Here is a 15992-nt window from a genome sequence, read left to right on the forward strand (position 1 = left end):
GGCGCACGCCGGCGGGGCGGCGGCGTCCTAGGCCTCCGGGTCGGTCACCAGGATCGGCCCCTCGGGCTTCCACCACCCCCAGCGGGTCGCGGTCGCGGTCGTCACCTGCGCCGGCGTGGGCGGATCGACCTGGTAGGTCCCGAGCGGGGTGTACGCCTCGATCGAGCCCCAGTCGCGGTTCCAGTCGTGGCGCAGGTACGAGGGGATCGTCCGCGCACGCTGCGCGGTCTCGATCCACCCGAGCGGACCACCGGACTCGTAGGACTGCCAGGTGCTCGTCGCGCTGACGGCCAGCGGGCGATCCGGGAGGATCCGGAACTCCGGGAGCTCGGCGACGCCCGCGTAGTGGGAGAACGGCCGCTGGCACGGGAACTGCAGGCTCACCGCCCAGTCCAGCAGGACGGGCGCCTCCGAACCGACCAGCTCCTGGAGCGTGACGAGCTCGGGCGCGCGCGGCGGGGTGATGGCGGCCCACTGGTCGGGGGTCAGGTCGCCGTCGTCGACCCGGATCCGCATGACGTCCGCGTCGGCGGGCACATCCTTCATGTCGACCCGGAGGTTCCGCCACGTCGGGGCGGGGCCGATGTCGAACGGGGTGACGGGGGCGCCGACCGGGTCCGCGTTCGGGCCGCCGGTCGCGCGACCGAACTCCACGACGACCTCCTGCCCGTATTTGTACAGGCCGTCGGCGTCGTACCGGCCGATCCGGCCCGCGGCGGAGATCACCAGGAGCGGGTGCGTCTCGCGGTTCTCGGGCAGCCGGTACCAGCCGGTCTCCAGGTTGGCCTCGCGCTGCGGGCCCACGAAGAACGACCCGAGCACCGGGGTGGTGGCCGGATCGAGCCCGAAGGGCAGGGCGACCGTCGAGGAGTTGACACCTTCCGTGCCGCGGCCGCCGCCGGTGCCCGCGCTCTCGCCAGTGTTGACCGAGGGGCCGCCGCCGGGTTCCTGCGTGGTGTTGGCGGCACCCGGGTCGCCGACGACCGCGTCCGCGGACAGGTCGGGCGCGACGCCGTTCGGGGAGAACCCGGTGTTCTCGCCGGCGTCGAGCGCGGCCGCCCTGGCGGCGGGGTCGATCGACCCGTCCGGCCTCGGGGTGGCGGCGAGCGGGGTGAGCATGCCGTCATTGGCGTCCGGCTCCACCAGGACGCGGTCGGCGAGCATGCAGGGGTTCCCGGCGAGGGCGGAGAGGTTGCCCGCACTCACCGTGTAGGCGGGGTACTGCTTGAGGACGCCCTTGGCGAAGGAGGCCAGGGAGAACACGACGAGCAGGCCCGCGACCACGGCGATCGGAGCCGCGGCGACGGTGCGCATGCGCCGGCGCCCCTCTGACGTCCTGGGGGCCTGGGTCCCGGTGTAGTCCTGCCGGAGGTGCTGCCAGGCGGCGTACGCGAACGTCAGCACCGCGAGCGCCAGCAGCACGGTGGCGGCATCGATCCCGCGGACGCTGGGCGCCTTGTCCCACCAGGGGATGCCGTAGCTCGACACGTACCACCAGCCGTTGGGTCCGGCGAAGGCCAGGGCGAGCACCACGAGGATCACGCCGAGGAACACCGTGCGGTTGCGCGCCGAGCGGACGGCGGAGGCGGAGATCGCCATCGCGCCGAGCGCGGCGATGGCGGCGCCGATCCCCGCGTAGACACCGAAGTGGTGGGTCCACTTGGTAGGGGAGAACATCATGAAGAACGCGGTGCCCACCACCACGCCGACCAGTCGCCAGACGGGGCCCGAGGCCGCACCCGGGACCTTGCCCCGGCGCAGCAGGGTGCCGATGACCATGATGAGGCACAGCATGACCAGGAGGACCGGCAGGCGGCGCGACAGCGACCCGTCGACCGTCGGGATCATGAGGTAGTAGTAGCGGACGAACTCCTCGAACCAGTTGAGGTTGGGTCCGATCGCGCCCCGGACCCGGATCGCCTCGAGCACCGAGGCCAGGGACTGGATGCCGAAGACGCTGATGAGCACCATCGTCCCGGACGCCAGCACGGGCGCGACGAGCGCGAGGCGGGACCCGACCTCGCGCCCGCGCACCACCACCGTGCGCAGGACCGGCCGCAGTCCCATGATGAGCGCGGCCACGGCCATCAGGCCGGTGGGGCCGGTGGCCAGGGAGAACGAGGCGATGATCACCGCGACCGCGAACGGCAACATCCGCCGGGTGGCGATCGCCCGCTCCACCGAGGTCCAGGTGAGCAGCGCGCCGAGCGCGATCACGGGCTCGGGCCGCAACCCGTTGTTGAAGGCCATCCAGAACGCCAGGAACACGGCGGCGGCGCTCCACACCACCACCGGGGTGGTGCGCGCGGCGCGGCCGAGGCGGGGCAGGACCTCCCGGCTGATGACCAGCCAGCACAGGATCGCGGCGATGAGGGCGGGCAGGCGCATCCACGGGCTCGCGGTGGACACGTGCGAGAACAGCGTCAGCAGGTCGTAGTAGGGGGAGCCGAACGGGGACTCGGGCACCCCGTACCAGCGGTAGTAGTTGGCCATGTACCCGGCGGGATCGGCGGCCCGGGCCATGGAGAGGATGTAGCCGTCGTCGGAGGTGTTGCCACCGACGAAGTGCCACACCCCGAGCGTGCCGATCACGGCCACGTCGGGCAGCCGGATCCTGAACCAGCCCCGGGGCAGGAAGCGGCGGGAGCGCCTGCCGTCGGTCTGGTCGAGCCCGTGCAGGGCCCACAGGGCCACCGCGGTGGCGAGCAGGCCGACCACGATCGCCGCCCACTTCAGGGCGGTGGGCTCGGTGGTGAAACGGGAGTCGACCTCGACCACCACGTCGAGCCCCTCGGGCGCGACCGTGTCGGAGGGCAGGTCGGTGTAGACGCCCACCACCATGGGCCGCAGGTCCTCGGCGTCGACGCGACGAGCCGCGCCGTCGATGCCCTCGAAGTCCGCCTCGACGTAGGTGGGGGCTGCGACCACGCGGAGCTGCGTGCAGTCGCCGGCCGCCACGGCGTCCCGAGGGGCGGAGACGATCACCCGGTTGCGGGAGACCACGTCCACGGTGTCCTCGGAGGCGCGGACGAACAGCGCCCGGTCGCCGGCCTCCTCGCCGCCGGCCGGGGCGGTGGACAGCAGGATCCCGCCGTCGGCCGGCAGGTCCCCGACCAGGCGGCACGGGACGGTGGCGGTGAACCGCTGCGGGGAGTGCGCCATCAACGGCGCGGTCACCGAGTTGACCGACCCGTTCTGCGGCCACTGGACCGTGGAGGTGGTCTGGGAGACCGGCAGGAACGGCAGGGAGAGGAAGCACAGGGTGCCCAGGAGGCCGCTGACGATGGCGACGAGGCGGAGCCTCGCGACACGGGCGTCGGCGGCGACCGGGCCGGAGGCTGCGGTGGAGTCTGACACGACGCCCGATTCTAGGCGACGATCAGTCGATCGGACCCGGTGTGGTCCAGCCCCACCTCACGGAACTGCCTCGGACGAGGTCCGCGGGGACCGCCCCGGGGTCGAGTGGCTCGAATCGCTGGAGCGAACCCCAGTCCCGGGACCAGTCGTGATCGAGGTAGGTCGGGACGGTCACGGCCTCCAGCGTCTGGGTGGTCCACAGGAGCGGGCCCCCGCCCGCCGCGCTCTGCCACCAGTTGGCGGCGGCCGAGGATTCGCGGTCGGCCAGGATCCGGTACGCGGGGATCTCGGCGACACCACCGTTGTGCACGAACGGGCGCTGACAGGGGAAGGCCAGGGCGACCACCCAGTCGATCAGCACCGGGTTGGTGTGGCCCACGACCTCGTCCAGGGTCCGCAGCCGCGGGTTCCGCGGCGGGGTCACGGCCAGCCACCAGTCGGGGTCGAGATTGGCGTCGCCGGCCACCACGCGCACGACCTCGGCGTCCTCCGGGATGTTCTCGAGGGGGATCCGGAGGTTGCGCCACGCGGGGGCCGGGCCGATGTCGAGGGGGGTCATGGATCCCATGACCTCGAGGTCGGTGGGGCCCGAGGCCCCGACCCGTCCGGGGCGCCCGTACTCGATCCGGAGGTCGCCCGGGCCGATGCGGCCGGCGGCGGCCATGACCAGCAGCGGGCGGTTGGGGCTGCGGGCGGGGAGGCGGTACCAGGCGGAGGTGAGCTCGGCGGCCACCTGCGGCCCGCGCCGGTAGGACCCGAGGACCGGGGTGGTGTCGGGGTCGAGGCCGAAGGGGAGGGCGACGGTGGAGCCGTTGACGGTGACGGCGCCCCGGCCGCCGGTGGTGCCCGCGTCGACCCCGTCCTCGGGGTCGCGTTCGCCGGTCTCCGACTGGGCGAGGGAGCCGGAGGGCTCCGCGCTGTCGACGGTGATCGAGTCGGGCAGGCCGTTGGGGGCGAAGCCGTTGACCGCCCCGGCGCCGAGGGAGATCTCCGGCCCGGCGCCGATGGCGCTGAGCAGGCCGTCGTTGGAGTCCTCCTCGACCAGGACCGAGTCGGCCAGCGAGCACGGCTCCCCCGCGAGGGCCCGCATGTTGGCGCGTCCGACCGTGTAGGCGGGGGTCTGGACGAACACCGCGGTGACGGCGGAGACGAGCTCGAAGATCACCACCGAGAACGCCACCACCGTCAGCGGGGCACCGTCGATGCCCGGGCCGCGACCCGAATCGGCCCGGCGCCGGTCGCGCGTGCGCGCGGCGGGGGTGTCGGTGTCCGTGCGGCGGAAGGGCAGGAGGCGGGAGAGTCGGCGCGATGCCGCACCGTCGGGCGAGTCGGGGAGGATCCCGGCGTGGATGAGCCCGGCGATCAGCAGGCACCCGAAGCCGCCGATGAACGCGAGGTACTGGACCTGGACGCCCAGCACCTCGGGGAACGAGTCGGAGAAGGGGATGCCGTAGTCGGAGACGTACCACCAGGTGTTGTCGGTGGCGGTGGACAGGCCCACGACGAGGCACAGCGCGGCCCCGACCAGCCAGCGACTCCGCCGGAGCGAGACGGTCGAGGACCGGAGGGCGATCACGGCGAGGACCGCCAGCGCCCCGGCCAGCCCGGCGAAGACCCCGAAGTGGTGGGTCCATTTGGTCGGGGTGAACACCAGGAACAGCAGCGAGCCGGCGATCACGCCGATCAGCCGGCGGGACGGGCCGGCGGCCGCACCGGGGATGCGGCCCCGGCGCAACATCACGGCCGTGACCAGCGCGAGGCACATGAGCATGAGCAGCACCGGGAACCGCCGCGCCACCCCGCCGTCGGCGGACACCCCGAACAACGCCTCCCAGCGGTCCTTCTCCCCGTACCAGGGCAGGCTGGGGCCGAGCTCGGTGCGGATGCGGGTGGCCTCGAGGACCGTGGCCAGCGTCTGGTCGGCGAACACCGTGTACAGCAGGGCGAGCCCGACCGCCAGCACCGGGCCGAGGATCGGCGCCCAGCCGATCACCAGCGCCCGCCTGCGGACCATGCGAATGAACTCGCGGGCACCGGCGGCCAGCGCCGCCACGCACATGAGGCCGGTGGGCCCGGCGCCGAGGGAGAACGCGGCCACCCCGATCGCGGCGACGCCCGGCACGAGCCGGCGGGTGGCGATCGATCTCTCGACCAGCGACCACGTGAGCAGGGCGCCGAGCGCGATGATCGGCTCGGGCCGCAGCCCGTTGTTGAACGCCATCCAGAAGGCCAGGAACACGGCGGCGCCGGTCCAGCGCGGCCGGCGCCAGGTCCGGGCGAGCCGACCCAGCCGCGGGACCACCTCCCGGCTGATGATGAGCCACGACAGGATCCCGCACAGCAGGGTCGGCAGACGCATCCACGGGCTCGCGGTGGACACCTCGGCGAACACCCGCAGGATCTCGTAGTACCACCCCACCGGCGACTCGGGGGAACCCAGCCAGCGGAAGTAGTTGGACATGTACCCGCTGGGTCCGGCGGACCGGGCCATGGTGAGCAGGTAGCCGTCGTCCGAGGTGTTGGCACCCACCAGGTGCCAGAAGCCCAGGACCCCGATCACCACCCCGTCGACACCCGACAACCGGGTCCACGAGCGGGGCACGAACCGGCGGTCGGAGCGGCCGTCGATCCCGTCGAGCCGGTGCAGGAGGAGGACCGAGGCGATGGTCGCCAGGACGCCCAGCACCATGAGGACCAGCTTGAGGGCCGTGGGGCTGGAGGAGTAGCGGGAGTCGACGGTGACCTCCACCGTCGCCGCGCCCAGCCCGTCCGGCGCGGTGGCCGGGGTGAGGTCGGTGAACACGCCCGTGACCTGCGGTCGCATGGTGCCGGGGAGGGCGGCGCGGACCGGGTCCTCCGAGTCCGCGGAGTCGGTGTCCACGGTGTCGGGGTCCGCGGTGTCGGGGTCAGCGAGCCCGGTCAGCTCGGCCAGCAGGATCCCGGTCTCGGCGCGCACGTGCAGCGACTCGCAGTCCGGGTCGCGCAGCGTGGACAGCGGCACCGAGAGCAGGGTGAGGTTGCGGACCACCACCTCGATCGCGGGCTCGGCGGCGGCACCCGTGGACCGCTGCACCACGAGCCCGTCGGATATCCGCCCCGGCGCCCCCTCGGGCAGCGTCGAGAACACGACGGTGTTCGGGGGAACCTCCGCGAGCGGGGCGCAGGGGGCGGTGATCGTGAGGTCTAGCGGGCGGCCGGAGACGAGCGGTGCCGTGACGGAGGTGAAGTCCGGTCCCGCGGACCACCGCACCTCGGTCGTGTCCTGGTGGACGGGCAGGAACCCCGCGAGGACCGCCAGGAACGCGCCGAGGAACCCGGTGATCACCGCCAGCCGGCGGTCCCGGTCCATCCCCGGGTAGGGGTGCAGCCCGAGAGGTCGCTCACCGCCCGGGCGCGAGCCCGCCTCGTCGTCGTCGCCGGTCGCGGTTCCCGCCCCCCGCGTCGTCACCGCCTCATCCCCGCACCACGATCACGGCAAACGGGCCCACGTCGTGGACCTCGAAGTGGGGGCCGTCCACGGCCCCGGCGGGGATGGTGACGCCGAAGCGCCGGACGTTGGGGTCGTTGGGGTAGGTGTCCTCGGCCAGGCGCAGCGCGTACCCGGAACCGGAGGGGCGGGCGAGGATCGCGTCCGGGCGGCGCCACGGGGTCTCGGACATCAGGGCGAAGAGCTCGTCGCCGCTGGAGGCGTCCTCCCAGCCGAGCATGGCCTCGTTGCGCTCGGCGTACCGCCCGAGGGGGTTGGCGTAGTGGCTGGTGACGGCCTGGTAGGCCAGGTAGGGGTGGTAGGCCAGGAACGCGTCGGCGGTGCTGACGACGACGAGGTCGGTCCGGTCGCGGCCCGGGAACGCCTCCAGGATGACCCGGTCGACCTCCGCGTAGTGGGACTCCGGCCCGGGCGGGTAGCGGTCCGCGCGCATCCCGTCGCCGTCGGTGTCAGTGTAGGCCAGCCGGATCTCCTCGTGCAGGTGATCGGGGATGGACTGGGCGTGGGCCAGGCCGGCGATCGTCGCCAGGACGCCCACCACCGCGGCGGCCCGGCGGCGGCGGTCGAGGGCCTCGGCGACCGGTCGCTCCGTCCCGGCCTGGCGCCCGGCGGCGCGGACGGCGAGCCCGGCCAGGTCCGCGAGCGCGAACACCCCGGCCACCGCGAGCAGCAGGATGAGCACCGGCTCGAGCCGGAATCCCAGCATGGTGGTGCCGAGCACGGTCACGGCCATGGAGGCCAGGCACCACAGGTAGACGGCCACCACGCCCAGGCCCAGGGCCTGGGCCCGACGGGAGGTCCGCGCGCGGGCGACGATCCACACCAGGCCCGCCAGGCACACCCAGCCGGTGAGGCCGCCGGCCGCCATGGGCAGCGGGAGGCGGGCGCCGGAGTCGGGGAGGTAGTGCAGCGCGGTGCCGGAGTCGGCCGGGGCGCCCCGGAGCGAGGCGATCAGATAGGGCGCCCACACGATCAGTGCGATGGCGCTCGAGCCGACCCCGATCGCCGCGAGCCGGGCGGCGGGAAGCCACAGTGGTAACGACGACCGCGGGAACGGGCCCGGACCGGCGCTCCCGCCCCGTCGGCGGAGCAGCGCGCCGACGGTGGCGACCGCCGCCATGAGCACCACCGTCCCCGCCGCGAGGCCCGTGTACAGCGTGTACGTGCTGGCGGAGGCCCCGAGGAAGAGGGTCGTGGCCACGGTCGCGCCGCGGCCTCCGTGGCGGGTGGTCGGGGCCACCGCGTGCCAGGCGAGGATCAGGACGGGCGGGAGGAACAGCGCCACCACCGCGCCGTAGGGCTCCGGGCTGGCGTAGGCCAACATGAGGGAGGTCGAGACGACGCCGACGACCGCTCCGAGGTCGGTGCGCAGCAGGCGGGTCCACAGCACGGTCACGAGAGCGGCGGCGACGGCCAGCGAGAGGATCGACCACGGCTTGAACGCCGCCCACCCCTCGAGCCCCGTCGCGTTGGCGAACCGCCCGCCCAGCCAGAACCACGCCGACGGGTAGAACGACGGCAGGTCCGCGTAGGCCATGTCCGGCAGGCCGAGCGAGGTGGCCGAGCGGCCGAGGAACTGGGTGCGGAACTCCTGGTCCACGCTCACCCCGTGCAGGTACAGGCGCGAGGCGGCGAGCGGGATCCCCAGCGTGGAGGCCACCAGCAGCGCCGACCCGGTGGGGGCGGCGAGCTTGCCCAGCCGGACCAGCGCGGGCCGGCCGCCGGGACGCTCGCCGGCCCGGGTGCCGAGCACCCCGGCGACGACCAGGGCGAACGCCGCGCTCTGGCCCACCACGGTGAGCGCCCGGAGGACGTTGGAGTTGCCGTAGGCGGGGAAGGAGACGAGGGAGAACCCCACCAGCACGACCGCGGTCACCGCCGCGGCGAGCAGCGCCGCCGCGCCCGCCAGGCCGAGCCCCCGGAGCGCCACCGGCATGCTCAGAAGGGGAGCTTGCGGAAGATCGGGCGCGGCACGAGGGTGAGCACGGCCATGACCCCGCCGAACGCGGCCGGGGCGAAGACCGCGCCCCTGCCCGCACCCGAGTACTTCACCGCGATGCGAGCCACCTCGTCCTTGTTGATGGTCAGCGGCGCCTCCTTGACGTGCGCCGACATGCGGGTGCGGACCTGCCCGGGGCGGATCACCAGGACGTCGACACCGTGCTCGTCGAGCGCGTAGCCCAGACCCGTGTAGAAGGAGTCGAGGCCGGCCTTGGTGGAGCCGTAGACGAAGTTGGAGCGGCGGGCACGCAGCCCGGCGGCCGAGCTCATGGCGATGATCCGGCCGTAGCCCTGCGCCTTCATCCGCTCCGCGAGCAGGACGCCCACCGAGACGGCGCCGGTGTAGTTGATCTGCGCGATCTGCACGGCCTTGCGCTGGTCGGACCAGAGTTCCTCGTTCTCCCCGAGCAGGCCGAAAGCCACGATCGCCACGTCCACGTCACCGCCGGAGAAGATCTGCTCGAAGGCGGCCGGGTGGGTGTCGGTGGCGGCGGCGTCGAAGTCGACCACCTCGACGGCGGTCGCCCCGGCGGCCGTCATCTCGGCGCGCGCGTCCTCGACCCCCGGGTCGCCGGGCAGGCAGGCCAGCACCACGCGCATCGGGCCCTGCTGGAGGTACTCCCCGCAGATGGCCAGGCCGATCTCGGAGGTGCCTCCGAGCAGTAGCAGGGTCTGTGGGACTCCGACGGCGTTGATCATGGGCAGGAGTCTACCGAGGGGGTCCGACGGTCAACCCTTCAGCGGGCTGTAGAAGACCAGTCCGTTCCCGGAGACGTCGTACACCACCGCCCTGCGCTCGTGCGCGTCGTCGGACGGGGGCCGGAGGATCGCCCCGCCGGCCGCCTCGACCGCGGCGGCCGCCGCGTCGACGTCCGCTGTCTTGATGCCCACCACCACCTGGCCGGGGATGGGATGGTCGACCGCGGTCGCCAGCGCCAGGGTCACGGACCCGCCGTCGAGCGCGGCGAAGTGGGTGCCGTCCCGGAACTTCACCGTCATCCCCAGCGACTCGTAGAACGCGATCGAGGCGTCCAGATCCTCGGTGCTGAGCATGATCATCCGGACGTCGTGGTCGGACATGGTCCTGCCTCTCGTGGTGGTGCTTCTCGGGTCGCGGTGGTCACCCGAGCGGCGGGTAGTAGGTGAAGGCGACCTCGATCGTCGACGGATCGTCGTCGAACGTGCAGCGGGAGTAGATGCCGTAGGCGCGCCCGGGGATCAACGACTTCATCCAGGTGAAGCCGGTCCCGGCGGCGACGTGGACCGGCGCATCGACCTCCTTCACGGCCCCGATCTGCGAGTCGGCGACGTCCACGACGAACCTGGCCAGGGGCGGGATGCCCGCCGCCGCGGTGGCAGCCTGCTGCATCAACTGGACGGCCCCGGGGTCCGCATGCTTGAACTCGCAGTGTTGGCCCGACCTGGTCCGGTTGGTGTACGTGACCGGCATCGCCTTGCCGCTCGGCACCCAGGTGAGGGTCGAGGGCCCGCCGATGACGGCGGAGGGCAGGGCCTCCAGGCTGTCGGTGATCGGGTCGGCGCCCGCCACGCCCGCCCCCGCGCAGGCGAGCGTGACGGCGGCTGCGGCGGCCACAGCGAGAGCGGACGTGGTGCGACGGATCATGGCGTTCTCCGAGGGCAGATCGGGCGACCCGCGCCGCCCGGAGGTGGTCCCATTGTGCGCCGGTCCACCAACGATGTAAAGACGCTTATCCGTGCCGTTAGATGGGCGGGAGGCGGGATCGCGGCGGGTCAGAGCAGCTCGAGGCGGCGGCCCATGTCGGAGACGAACACCCCGTTGGGGTCGATTCCCCGGCGGGTCGAGATCCACGAGTCGATCTCCGGGTACATCGCGTGGAAACGCTCGGCCGGGACCCGCGAGTCCTTGGCCGTGTAGAGCCGGCCGCCCATCGACATGACCTTGGCGTCGAGCTCGTTGACGAACGCGTTGAGCCGGTCGTTGATGGGGAAGTCGACGCACACGTTCCAGCCCTCCAGCGGGAAGGACAGCGGGGCCTGGTTGCCGGGGCCGAAGAGCTTGAACACGTTGAGGAACGAGTAGTGGCCCGAGCGCTGGATGTCGCCGATGATCTCCTTGAACCCGTCGACCGCGCCGGGCGGGACGATGAACTGGTACTGCAGGAAACCGTGCGATCCGTACGCCCGGTTCCACTCGCCGAAGAGATCGAGCATGTGATAGAAGGCCGGCAGCGTCTTGATCTGGTTCCTCGAGGTGCCGCCCAGGCGGTAGTAGACCTCGCCGATGGGGCCGAAGGTGTACTTGTTGGCCAACCCGTTGGGGAACACGTCCGGGAACGTGACCAGGGGCTTGGCGTTCATCGCCAGCGGGTCCCTGGCGAGCTTGGGGGCGTACTCCTCGAGCTGCGCCAGCGTGGCGAGGGACCCGCGGGAGACCGCGGCCCGGCCGAGCTTCGGCGGCGCGCTGATCGCGTCGAACCACGCGGAGGAGTAGGTGTACTTCGACTCGGAGCCGTCGGTGTGCAGGGCGATGGTCTCGTCGAGGGAGGCCGTCTGATCGGAGTCCGCGAGGAAGAAGGCCGTCTCGGTGCGGGTCATGGCGATCCACACCTTGAGGATGATGCCGGTGAGGCCGTTGCCGCCCACGGTGGCCCAGAACAGGGTGCCCTCCGGGTCGTCGGACGTCCCGCCGGGCTCCAGGGTGAGGACCCGGCCGTCCGCGACGAGCAGTTCCATCCGGGAGACGTGGTTGCCGAAGGACCCGGCCGAGTGGTGGTTCTTGCCGTGGATGTCGTGGCCGATCGCGCCGCCGACGGTCACCTGACGCGTGCCCGGCAGCACCGGCACCCACAGCCCGAACGGCAGCGCGGCCCGCATGAGCTGGTCGAGGTTGACGCCGGCGTCGACCACCGCGAGCGCCTTCTCCGCACTGAGCTCGTGGATGCGGTTGAAGCGACTCATGTCCACGACGAGCCCGCCGGAGTTCTGGGCGCTGTCGCCGTACGAGCGACCGAGCCCCCGGGCCACCACGCCGCGCCGCAGGTGCGCGGGGCTGGAGGCGTTGGCGTCGTTCACCGCGGCGACGGCGGCGGCGATCTCCTCCACCGAGCGTGGGGTGAGCACGTGGCTCATGGCCGGCGAGGTGCGTCCCCAGCCGGTGAGGCGCTTGAGTTCGGTGTCCAGCGAGGACGGGGCCGGGGCGGAGTTCTGGGCGGTGCTCACGCAGTCGAGGTTACCGCCCCGGGCCCGCCGGCCGACGATCCCCCGCGTCACCCGCGCCGCACCCCCGGGGTGCGCTGCCTCTCTGGTCCGTTCGCCCAGCGCGGGTGCCGGATTTCCGCGCACTCGGCCAGCGCAAGTCGAAGTGACACGAGTCGACTGGGTGCACGGCGGTGGGGCGCACGTCGACATTCGCGGTCACGAGCGGCACCCCGAGGTGAACGCCCGCCCGCGGGCCCGGTCGTCGACCCAGTCGAGGGCCGGGCCGACGGCGGTGTACGCGGCGGTGACGTGTTCGCCCGCCACGGGCGTGTACTCGACGTCGGCCCCCGCAGCGCACCACTCGGCGGCCAGTCGGCGGGCCGTCCACGCGGGGATGTGGCGATCGCCGGGCCCCTGCTCGGAGCCGGGGGCCGGCCCGATCGGGACCACCGCGTCGCCGTTCCAGACCTGCACCGGACCGGTGGGGACCTCGCGTGGGTCGGCACCGTGGGCCGGATCGGGGCGGCCGAGCCGATTGCGGGCCATGATCCTCAGGACGGTGGGGTCGGTGCGCGGGTCGACGTGGGTGAGCGCCGACAGCGGTGCCGGGACCAGGCCCCCGGCGGTGTTGGCGGCCGCGCACGAGTCACGGAGGCCGTGGGCCACCACGTCGCCGGTGTCGGAGAGCAGGGGGTACAGCTCGGGGTGCTCACGGGCCAGCCCCAGGACCGCGGCCCGGTAGAGGCCGGCCGCCACGGTCCCGTCCATCGTGTCGAACAGCTCGGCGTAGTCTGCGGGGACCCCGCCGAGCGACGAGCCGACCAGGACCCCGGTCAGTTCGGGGGCGTAGACCGGCTGAAGCTGGGCCGCCCAGCCCGTGGCGATCCCCCCACCCGAGTACCCCACCTGCACGACCCGGGAGTCCGCGAACAGGGGCCCGGCGTGCCCGGGCGGGACGAACCCGCGCGCGGCCCGGATCCCGTCCAGGACGGCCCGACCGTTGGCCCGCCCCGCCGCGTACGCGGCCCGGGGGCCCTCGAAGTCCGTCACCACCAGCCCGTACCCGCGTTCGGCCAGGATCTGCAGGTACGGGGGCATCTCCAGATTGAACTCGTGGAGCAGCGCGTACGACGGCATGCAGGTCAGCCCGAGCGAGTCGATCGTCGCGTTGAACGCGACCAGCGGACGCGGGCCCGGTCCGGACCACGGGGTGGCCGGCTCGATGATCGTGGAGACGATCTGCTGGGGGCGGTCGTGGGAGTCGGTGCTCTGGACGAGGACCTGCCAGCCGCGGCCGAAGTTGCGGACGTTGTGGGTCGGGATGGTCACCGGACGGGAGGCGAGGACGGTCCCGTGCGGCGTGGCGGGATCGACACCGGGCGGCGAGGAGTACCACGGGTCCGGCGACGGGCTGGGCAGGTACCGCGCCGGCGTGCGTTCGTGGGGCGGGACCGGCTGTAGCGCGGCCAGGGGGTGGGCAAGCGCCGGGACGGCGGCGGGGAGGCCGCCGAGCACGCAGGCCGCGGCGAGGGCTGCCGCCGCGATCGCGGTGCCGGGACGGAGGGGGCGTCGCGACCACATGGGTGAACGGTATCGCGACTTCGGGGCCGGCTCGGGAGATCCGATGGCACGGGTTCGCCCTCCCGGGGCCCGCGACTACGTAGGGTTCCCCGCGTGGGATCGACGATGATCGAGATCGGGCCGGCCCTCGCGGTGGCCGTCGTCCTGTTCGTGGTGATCGGCTCTGTGGCCGCGTGGGTGGGCAGGACCGGGCTGGAACGCGAGATCCCGTGGACCTCGATCCGTGCGGCGGTGCAACTGGTCCTCCTGGCGCTCGTGATCGGCTACGTGGCGGACCGACTGTGGCTGGTCGCGCTCTTCGCGGTGGTCATGGTGATCACCGCGTCGTGGGCGGCCGCCGGGCGACTGGCGCAGCGCAGCGACCCGCAGGCGCGGCGGGCCCGGGCCACGGTGCGCGACGCGCTCTGGTGCGCGGTCCCCGTCGCCCTGCCGCCGGTGCTCCTGGTGGCCGGGCTCATGGCGGCGGGCGTGGTGCGGCCCAACGGCCTGTCGATCATCCCCGTGGTGGGGATCTTCCTGGGGAACTCGATGGCGATCGTGGGGTTGGCCGGACGGCGCGCGCACGACGAGCTGGACAGTCGCCGCGGGGAGGTGGAGGCCGCGCTCTCCCTCGGCTTCACGCGGCAGCCCGCGCGGCTCATGGTGTGCCGCGAGGCCGCCGCGACCGCGCTCTCCCCGTCGCTGGACCAGACGCGGACCATCGGACTGGTGACCATCCCCGGCGCGTTCGTGGGAATGGTTCTCGGCGGCGCGGCGCCGTGGGAGGCGGGCGTGATGCAGCTGTTCGTCTCGACCGGGATCCTGGCCTGCGGCGCGATCGCGCTGGTGGTGACCACCGTGCTGGTGGCCGCCGACCGCCTGTGACTGCCGGGGGTCGGCGGCCGGGAGGGACGGGCCGGACTACGCGGAAACGCGGGTGGTGGGTGCGGAGAGGACCACGCGGCCGGTCGGGGTGCAGGACGGCGCGGCCGGGCGGCGGCTGGGCGTACGCAGCGGCGACGACTGCGGGATGGCCCGGCCGGTCGGCGTGTACGAGTAGGCGGTCGGCGCGTTGTTCAGGGCGGAGTTGCGGTACTGGGACATGGGGGTTCCTCCTGGTCGGATAGAGAGGAATCGACGAGGGCCCACCCACGGTGGGGACGACGATCTCGACTCTGATGCGTTGGTGGAGGCGACGGCGACTCACCCGGGGATCGGCGCGAACGTGGTGTTGTGGACGCCGTGTGGAGATGGGGTGGCCGGAACGGATCGCTCCCGCGGAATCGAACGCACTCGGCGGATACGCCGTTGACTGTTCGACCAGAAGCGCGCTGGTGTGCGCGCGATGGAAGAAGAATGCCACGTCACGGGCCGCGGGGCAAGTCGGCCGGGAGGCGATCTTCACGCGATCCACATACAGCGCCCGCCGATGCTTCACACCCGCGCGGTGGAATCGAGGTGTCGGGAAAAGCAGCACACGAGGCCCCATGACGGGGCCGGAACGAGGTGGGAACGATGAGGACTGACTCGAAGAAGACCATCCGGCGCTCGGTGACGGCGGTCGCGGCAGCGGGAGCGTTGGCATTCGCCGGTGCCGGGGGATACGCGCTGGCCGGGACCGACTGGCCCGCCCAGGAGGCCCGCATCGCGACAGTCGCCGACCAGGGGCCGAACGGGGGCCTGCAGGGTCGAGGCAACGGCCACGGTCATCAGGGCCAGGGCCAGGGCCAGGGCCAGCAGGGCCAGGCGCTCGCGGTCCCCGCGCCCGTCGGCACGTTGTCGGCGGAGGAGGCCGAGACGCTGTCGATGATGCGCGAGGAGGAGCGGCTCGCCCACGACCTCTACGTGGCGTTGGGTGAGGCGTGGCCGGACCGCCGCTTCGACAACATCTCCGCCGCCGAGACCAAGCACGGCGACGCGGTGGCCACCCTGCTCGCCAACCACGGCCTGCCCGATCCGACCGCCGGGTCCACCCCGGGCGTGTACGCCTACCCGGAGCTCCAGGCGCTCTACGACGGCTGGCTGGAGCGGGGCCTGACCTCCAAGTCCGAGGCGCTGGCCGTGGGCGCGGAGCTCGAGCGGCGCGACGTCGCCGACCTCGGGGCCGCGATGGCGGCCACCGACCAGCCCGATCTGGACGCCGTCTACGACCACCTCAGGGCAGGGTCGGAGAATCACCTCCGGGCGTTCGAGCGAGGCTGAACACGAAGGTGGATCCGTGGCCCGGGCCCCGGGAGCTGACCGTGAGGTCGCCCCCGTGGGCCCGGGCCAGTTGCCGTCCGATTGTGAGCCCGAGGCCGGAGCCCCCGGCGTGACCGCCGGGGCCGCGGTGGAACCGCTCGAAAACCCGGTCGGCGGACTCCGGTTCCAGGCCCAGGCCGGTGTCGGCGACGGTGATCTCCGCCCC

The 15992-nt window shown here is 73.1% G+C and carries 12 protein-coding genes; 2 read left to right on the plus strand and 10 right to left on the minus strand.

Features of this window, described 5'->3' with window-relative positions; translation table 11 throughout:
* Positions 1 to 27: 27 nt before the first annotated feature.
* The 8 genes from B4M60_RS12140 to B4M60_RS12175 all read right to left on the minus strand — a co-directional run bounded on the left by B4M60_RS12140 (position 28) and on the right by B4M60_RS12175 (position 13606).
* Complete coding sequence (locus tag B4M60_RS12140; protein WP_291084259.1) at positions 28 to 3357, minus strand: arabinosyltransferase domain-containing protein; 3330 nt, start codon at positions 3355 to 3357, stop codon at positions 28 to 30.
* Positions 3358 to 3379: 22 nt separating this feature from the next.
* Positions 3380 to 6805, minus strand: coding sequence for an arabinosyltransferase domain-containing protein (locus tag B4M60_RS12145; RefSeq protein ID WP_291084262.1), 3426 nt, complete (start codon positions 6803 to 6805; stop codon positions 3380 to 3382).
* Positions 6806 to 6809: 4 nt separating this feature from the next.
* Entirely contained in the window at positions 6810 to 8780 is a 1971-nt protein-coding gene (locus B4M60_RS12150) for an arabinofuranosyltransferase (protein ID WP_291084265.1), read from the minus strand.
* 2 nt (positions 8781 to 8782) lie between these two features.
* Complete coding sequence (locus tag B4M60_RS12155; RefSeq protein ID WP_291084268.1) at positions 8783 to 9544, minus strand: decaprenylphospho-beta-D-erythro-pentofuranosid-2-ulose 2-reductase; 762 nt, start codon at positions 9542 to 9544, stop codon at positions 8783 to 8785.
* Positions 9545 to 9574: 30 nt separating this feature from the next.
* Complete coding sequence (locus B4M60_RS12160) at positions 9575 to 9925, minus strand: VOC family protein (RefSeq protein WP_291084270.1); 351 nt, start codon at positions 9923 to 9925, stop codon at positions 9575 to 9577.
* A gap of 40 nt (positions 9926 to 9965) precedes the next feature.
* Complete coding sequence (locus tag B4M60_RS12165; protein WP_291084273.1) at positions 9966 to 10469, minus strand: hypothetical protein; 504 nt, start codon at positions 10467 to 10469, stop codon at positions 9966 to 9968.
* Positions 10470 to 10597: 128 nt separating this feature from the next.
* Positions 10598 to 12046, minus strand: a complete 1449-nt coding sequence (locus B4M60_RS12170) for an FAD-binding oxidoreductase (protein WP_291084276.1) — start codon at positions 12044 to 12046, stop codon at positions 10598 to 10600.
* Positions 12047 to 12241: 195 nt separating this feature from the next.
* The gene (locus B4M60_RS12175) at positions 12242 to 13606 is read right to left on the minus strand and encodes a lipase family protein (RefSeq protein ID WP_291084279.1); all 1365 of its coding nucleotides are present in this window, start codon (positions 13604 to 13606) and stop codon (positions 12242 to 12244) included.
* A gap of 93 nt (positions 13607 to 13699) precedes the next feature.
* Between B4M60_RS12175 and B4M60_RS12180 the strand changes: the two genes are divergently transcribed.
* Positions 13700 to 14470 carry an ABC transporter permease gene (locus tag B4M60_RS12180; RefSeq protein WP_291084282.1) on the plus strand — a complete coding sequence of 257 codons (771 nt, stop codon included), beginning with the start codon at positions 13700 to 13702 and terminating at the stop codon, positions 14468 to 14470.
* 36 nt (positions 14471 to 14506) lie between these two features.
* On the opposite strand, the gene B4M60_RS12185 is transcribed toward B4M60_RS12180, so the two are convergent.
* A complete protein-coding gene (locus B4M60_RS12185; protein WP_291084284.1) occupies positions 14507 to 14689 on the minus strand; it encodes a hypothetical protein in 183 nt (60 codons plus the stop codon).
* A gap of 411 nt (positions 14690 to 15100) precedes the next feature.
* Here B4M60_RS12185 and B4M60_RS12190 point away from each other — a divergent pair, with 411 nt between their 5' ends.
* Positions 15101 to 15787: a DUF2202 domain-containing protein gene (locus B4M60_RS12190; protein WP_291084286.1), complete on the plus strand. Its 687-nt coding sequence runs from the start codon at positions 15101 to 15103 to the stop codon at positions 15785 to 15787.
* On the opposite strand, the gene B4M60_RS12195 is transcribed toward B4M60_RS12190, so the two are convergent.
* A complete protein-coding gene (locus B4M60_RS12195) occupies positions 15741 to 15983 on the minus strand; it encodes an ATP-binding protein (protein WP_349679624.1) in 243 nt (80 codons plus the stop codon). The genes B4M60_RS12190 and B4M60_RS12195 overlap by 47 nt on opposite strands.
* Positions 15984 to 15992 lie beyond the last annotated feature (9 nt).

This window comes from Dietzia sp. UBA5065 (assembly GCA_002415925.1).
GTDB lineage: Bacteria > Actinomycetota > Actinomycetes > Mycobacteriales > Mycobacteriaceae > Dietzia.

What these genes read in the sequence shown, in the direction of transcription:
- B4M60_RS12175 (WP_291084279.1), bottom strand. Translation starts at nt 13,606, where the DNA reads ATGTGGTCGCGACGCCCCCTCCGTCCCGGCACCGCGATCGCGGCGGCA.
- B4M60_RS12165 (WP_291084273.1), bottom strand. Translation starts at nt 10,469, where the DNA reads ATGATCCGTCGCACCACGTCCGCTCTCGCTGTGGCCGCCGCAGCCGCC.
- B4M60_RS12185 (WP_291084284.1), bottom strand. Translation starts at nt 14,689, where the DNA reads ATGTCCCAGTACCGCAACTCCGCCCTGAACAACGCGCCGACCGCCTAC.
- B4M60_RS12150 (WP_291084265.1), bottom strand. Translation starts at nt 8,780, where the DNA reads ATGCCGGTGGCGCTCCGGGGGCTCGGCCTGGCGGGCGCGGCGGCGCTG.
- B4M60_RS12160 (WP_291084270.1), bottom strand. Translation starts at nt 9,925, where the DNA reads ATGTCCGACCACGACGTCCGGATGATCATGCTCAGCACCGAGGATCTG.
- B4M60_RS12155 (WP_291084268.1), bottom strand. Translation starts at nt 9,544, where the DNA reads ATGATCAACGCCGTCGGAGTCCCACAGACCCTGCTACTGCTCGGAGGC.
- B4M60_RS12190 (WP_291084286.1), top strand. Translation starts at nt 15,101, where the DNA reads ATGAGGACTGACTCGAAGAAGACCATCCGGCGCTCGGTGACGGCGGTC.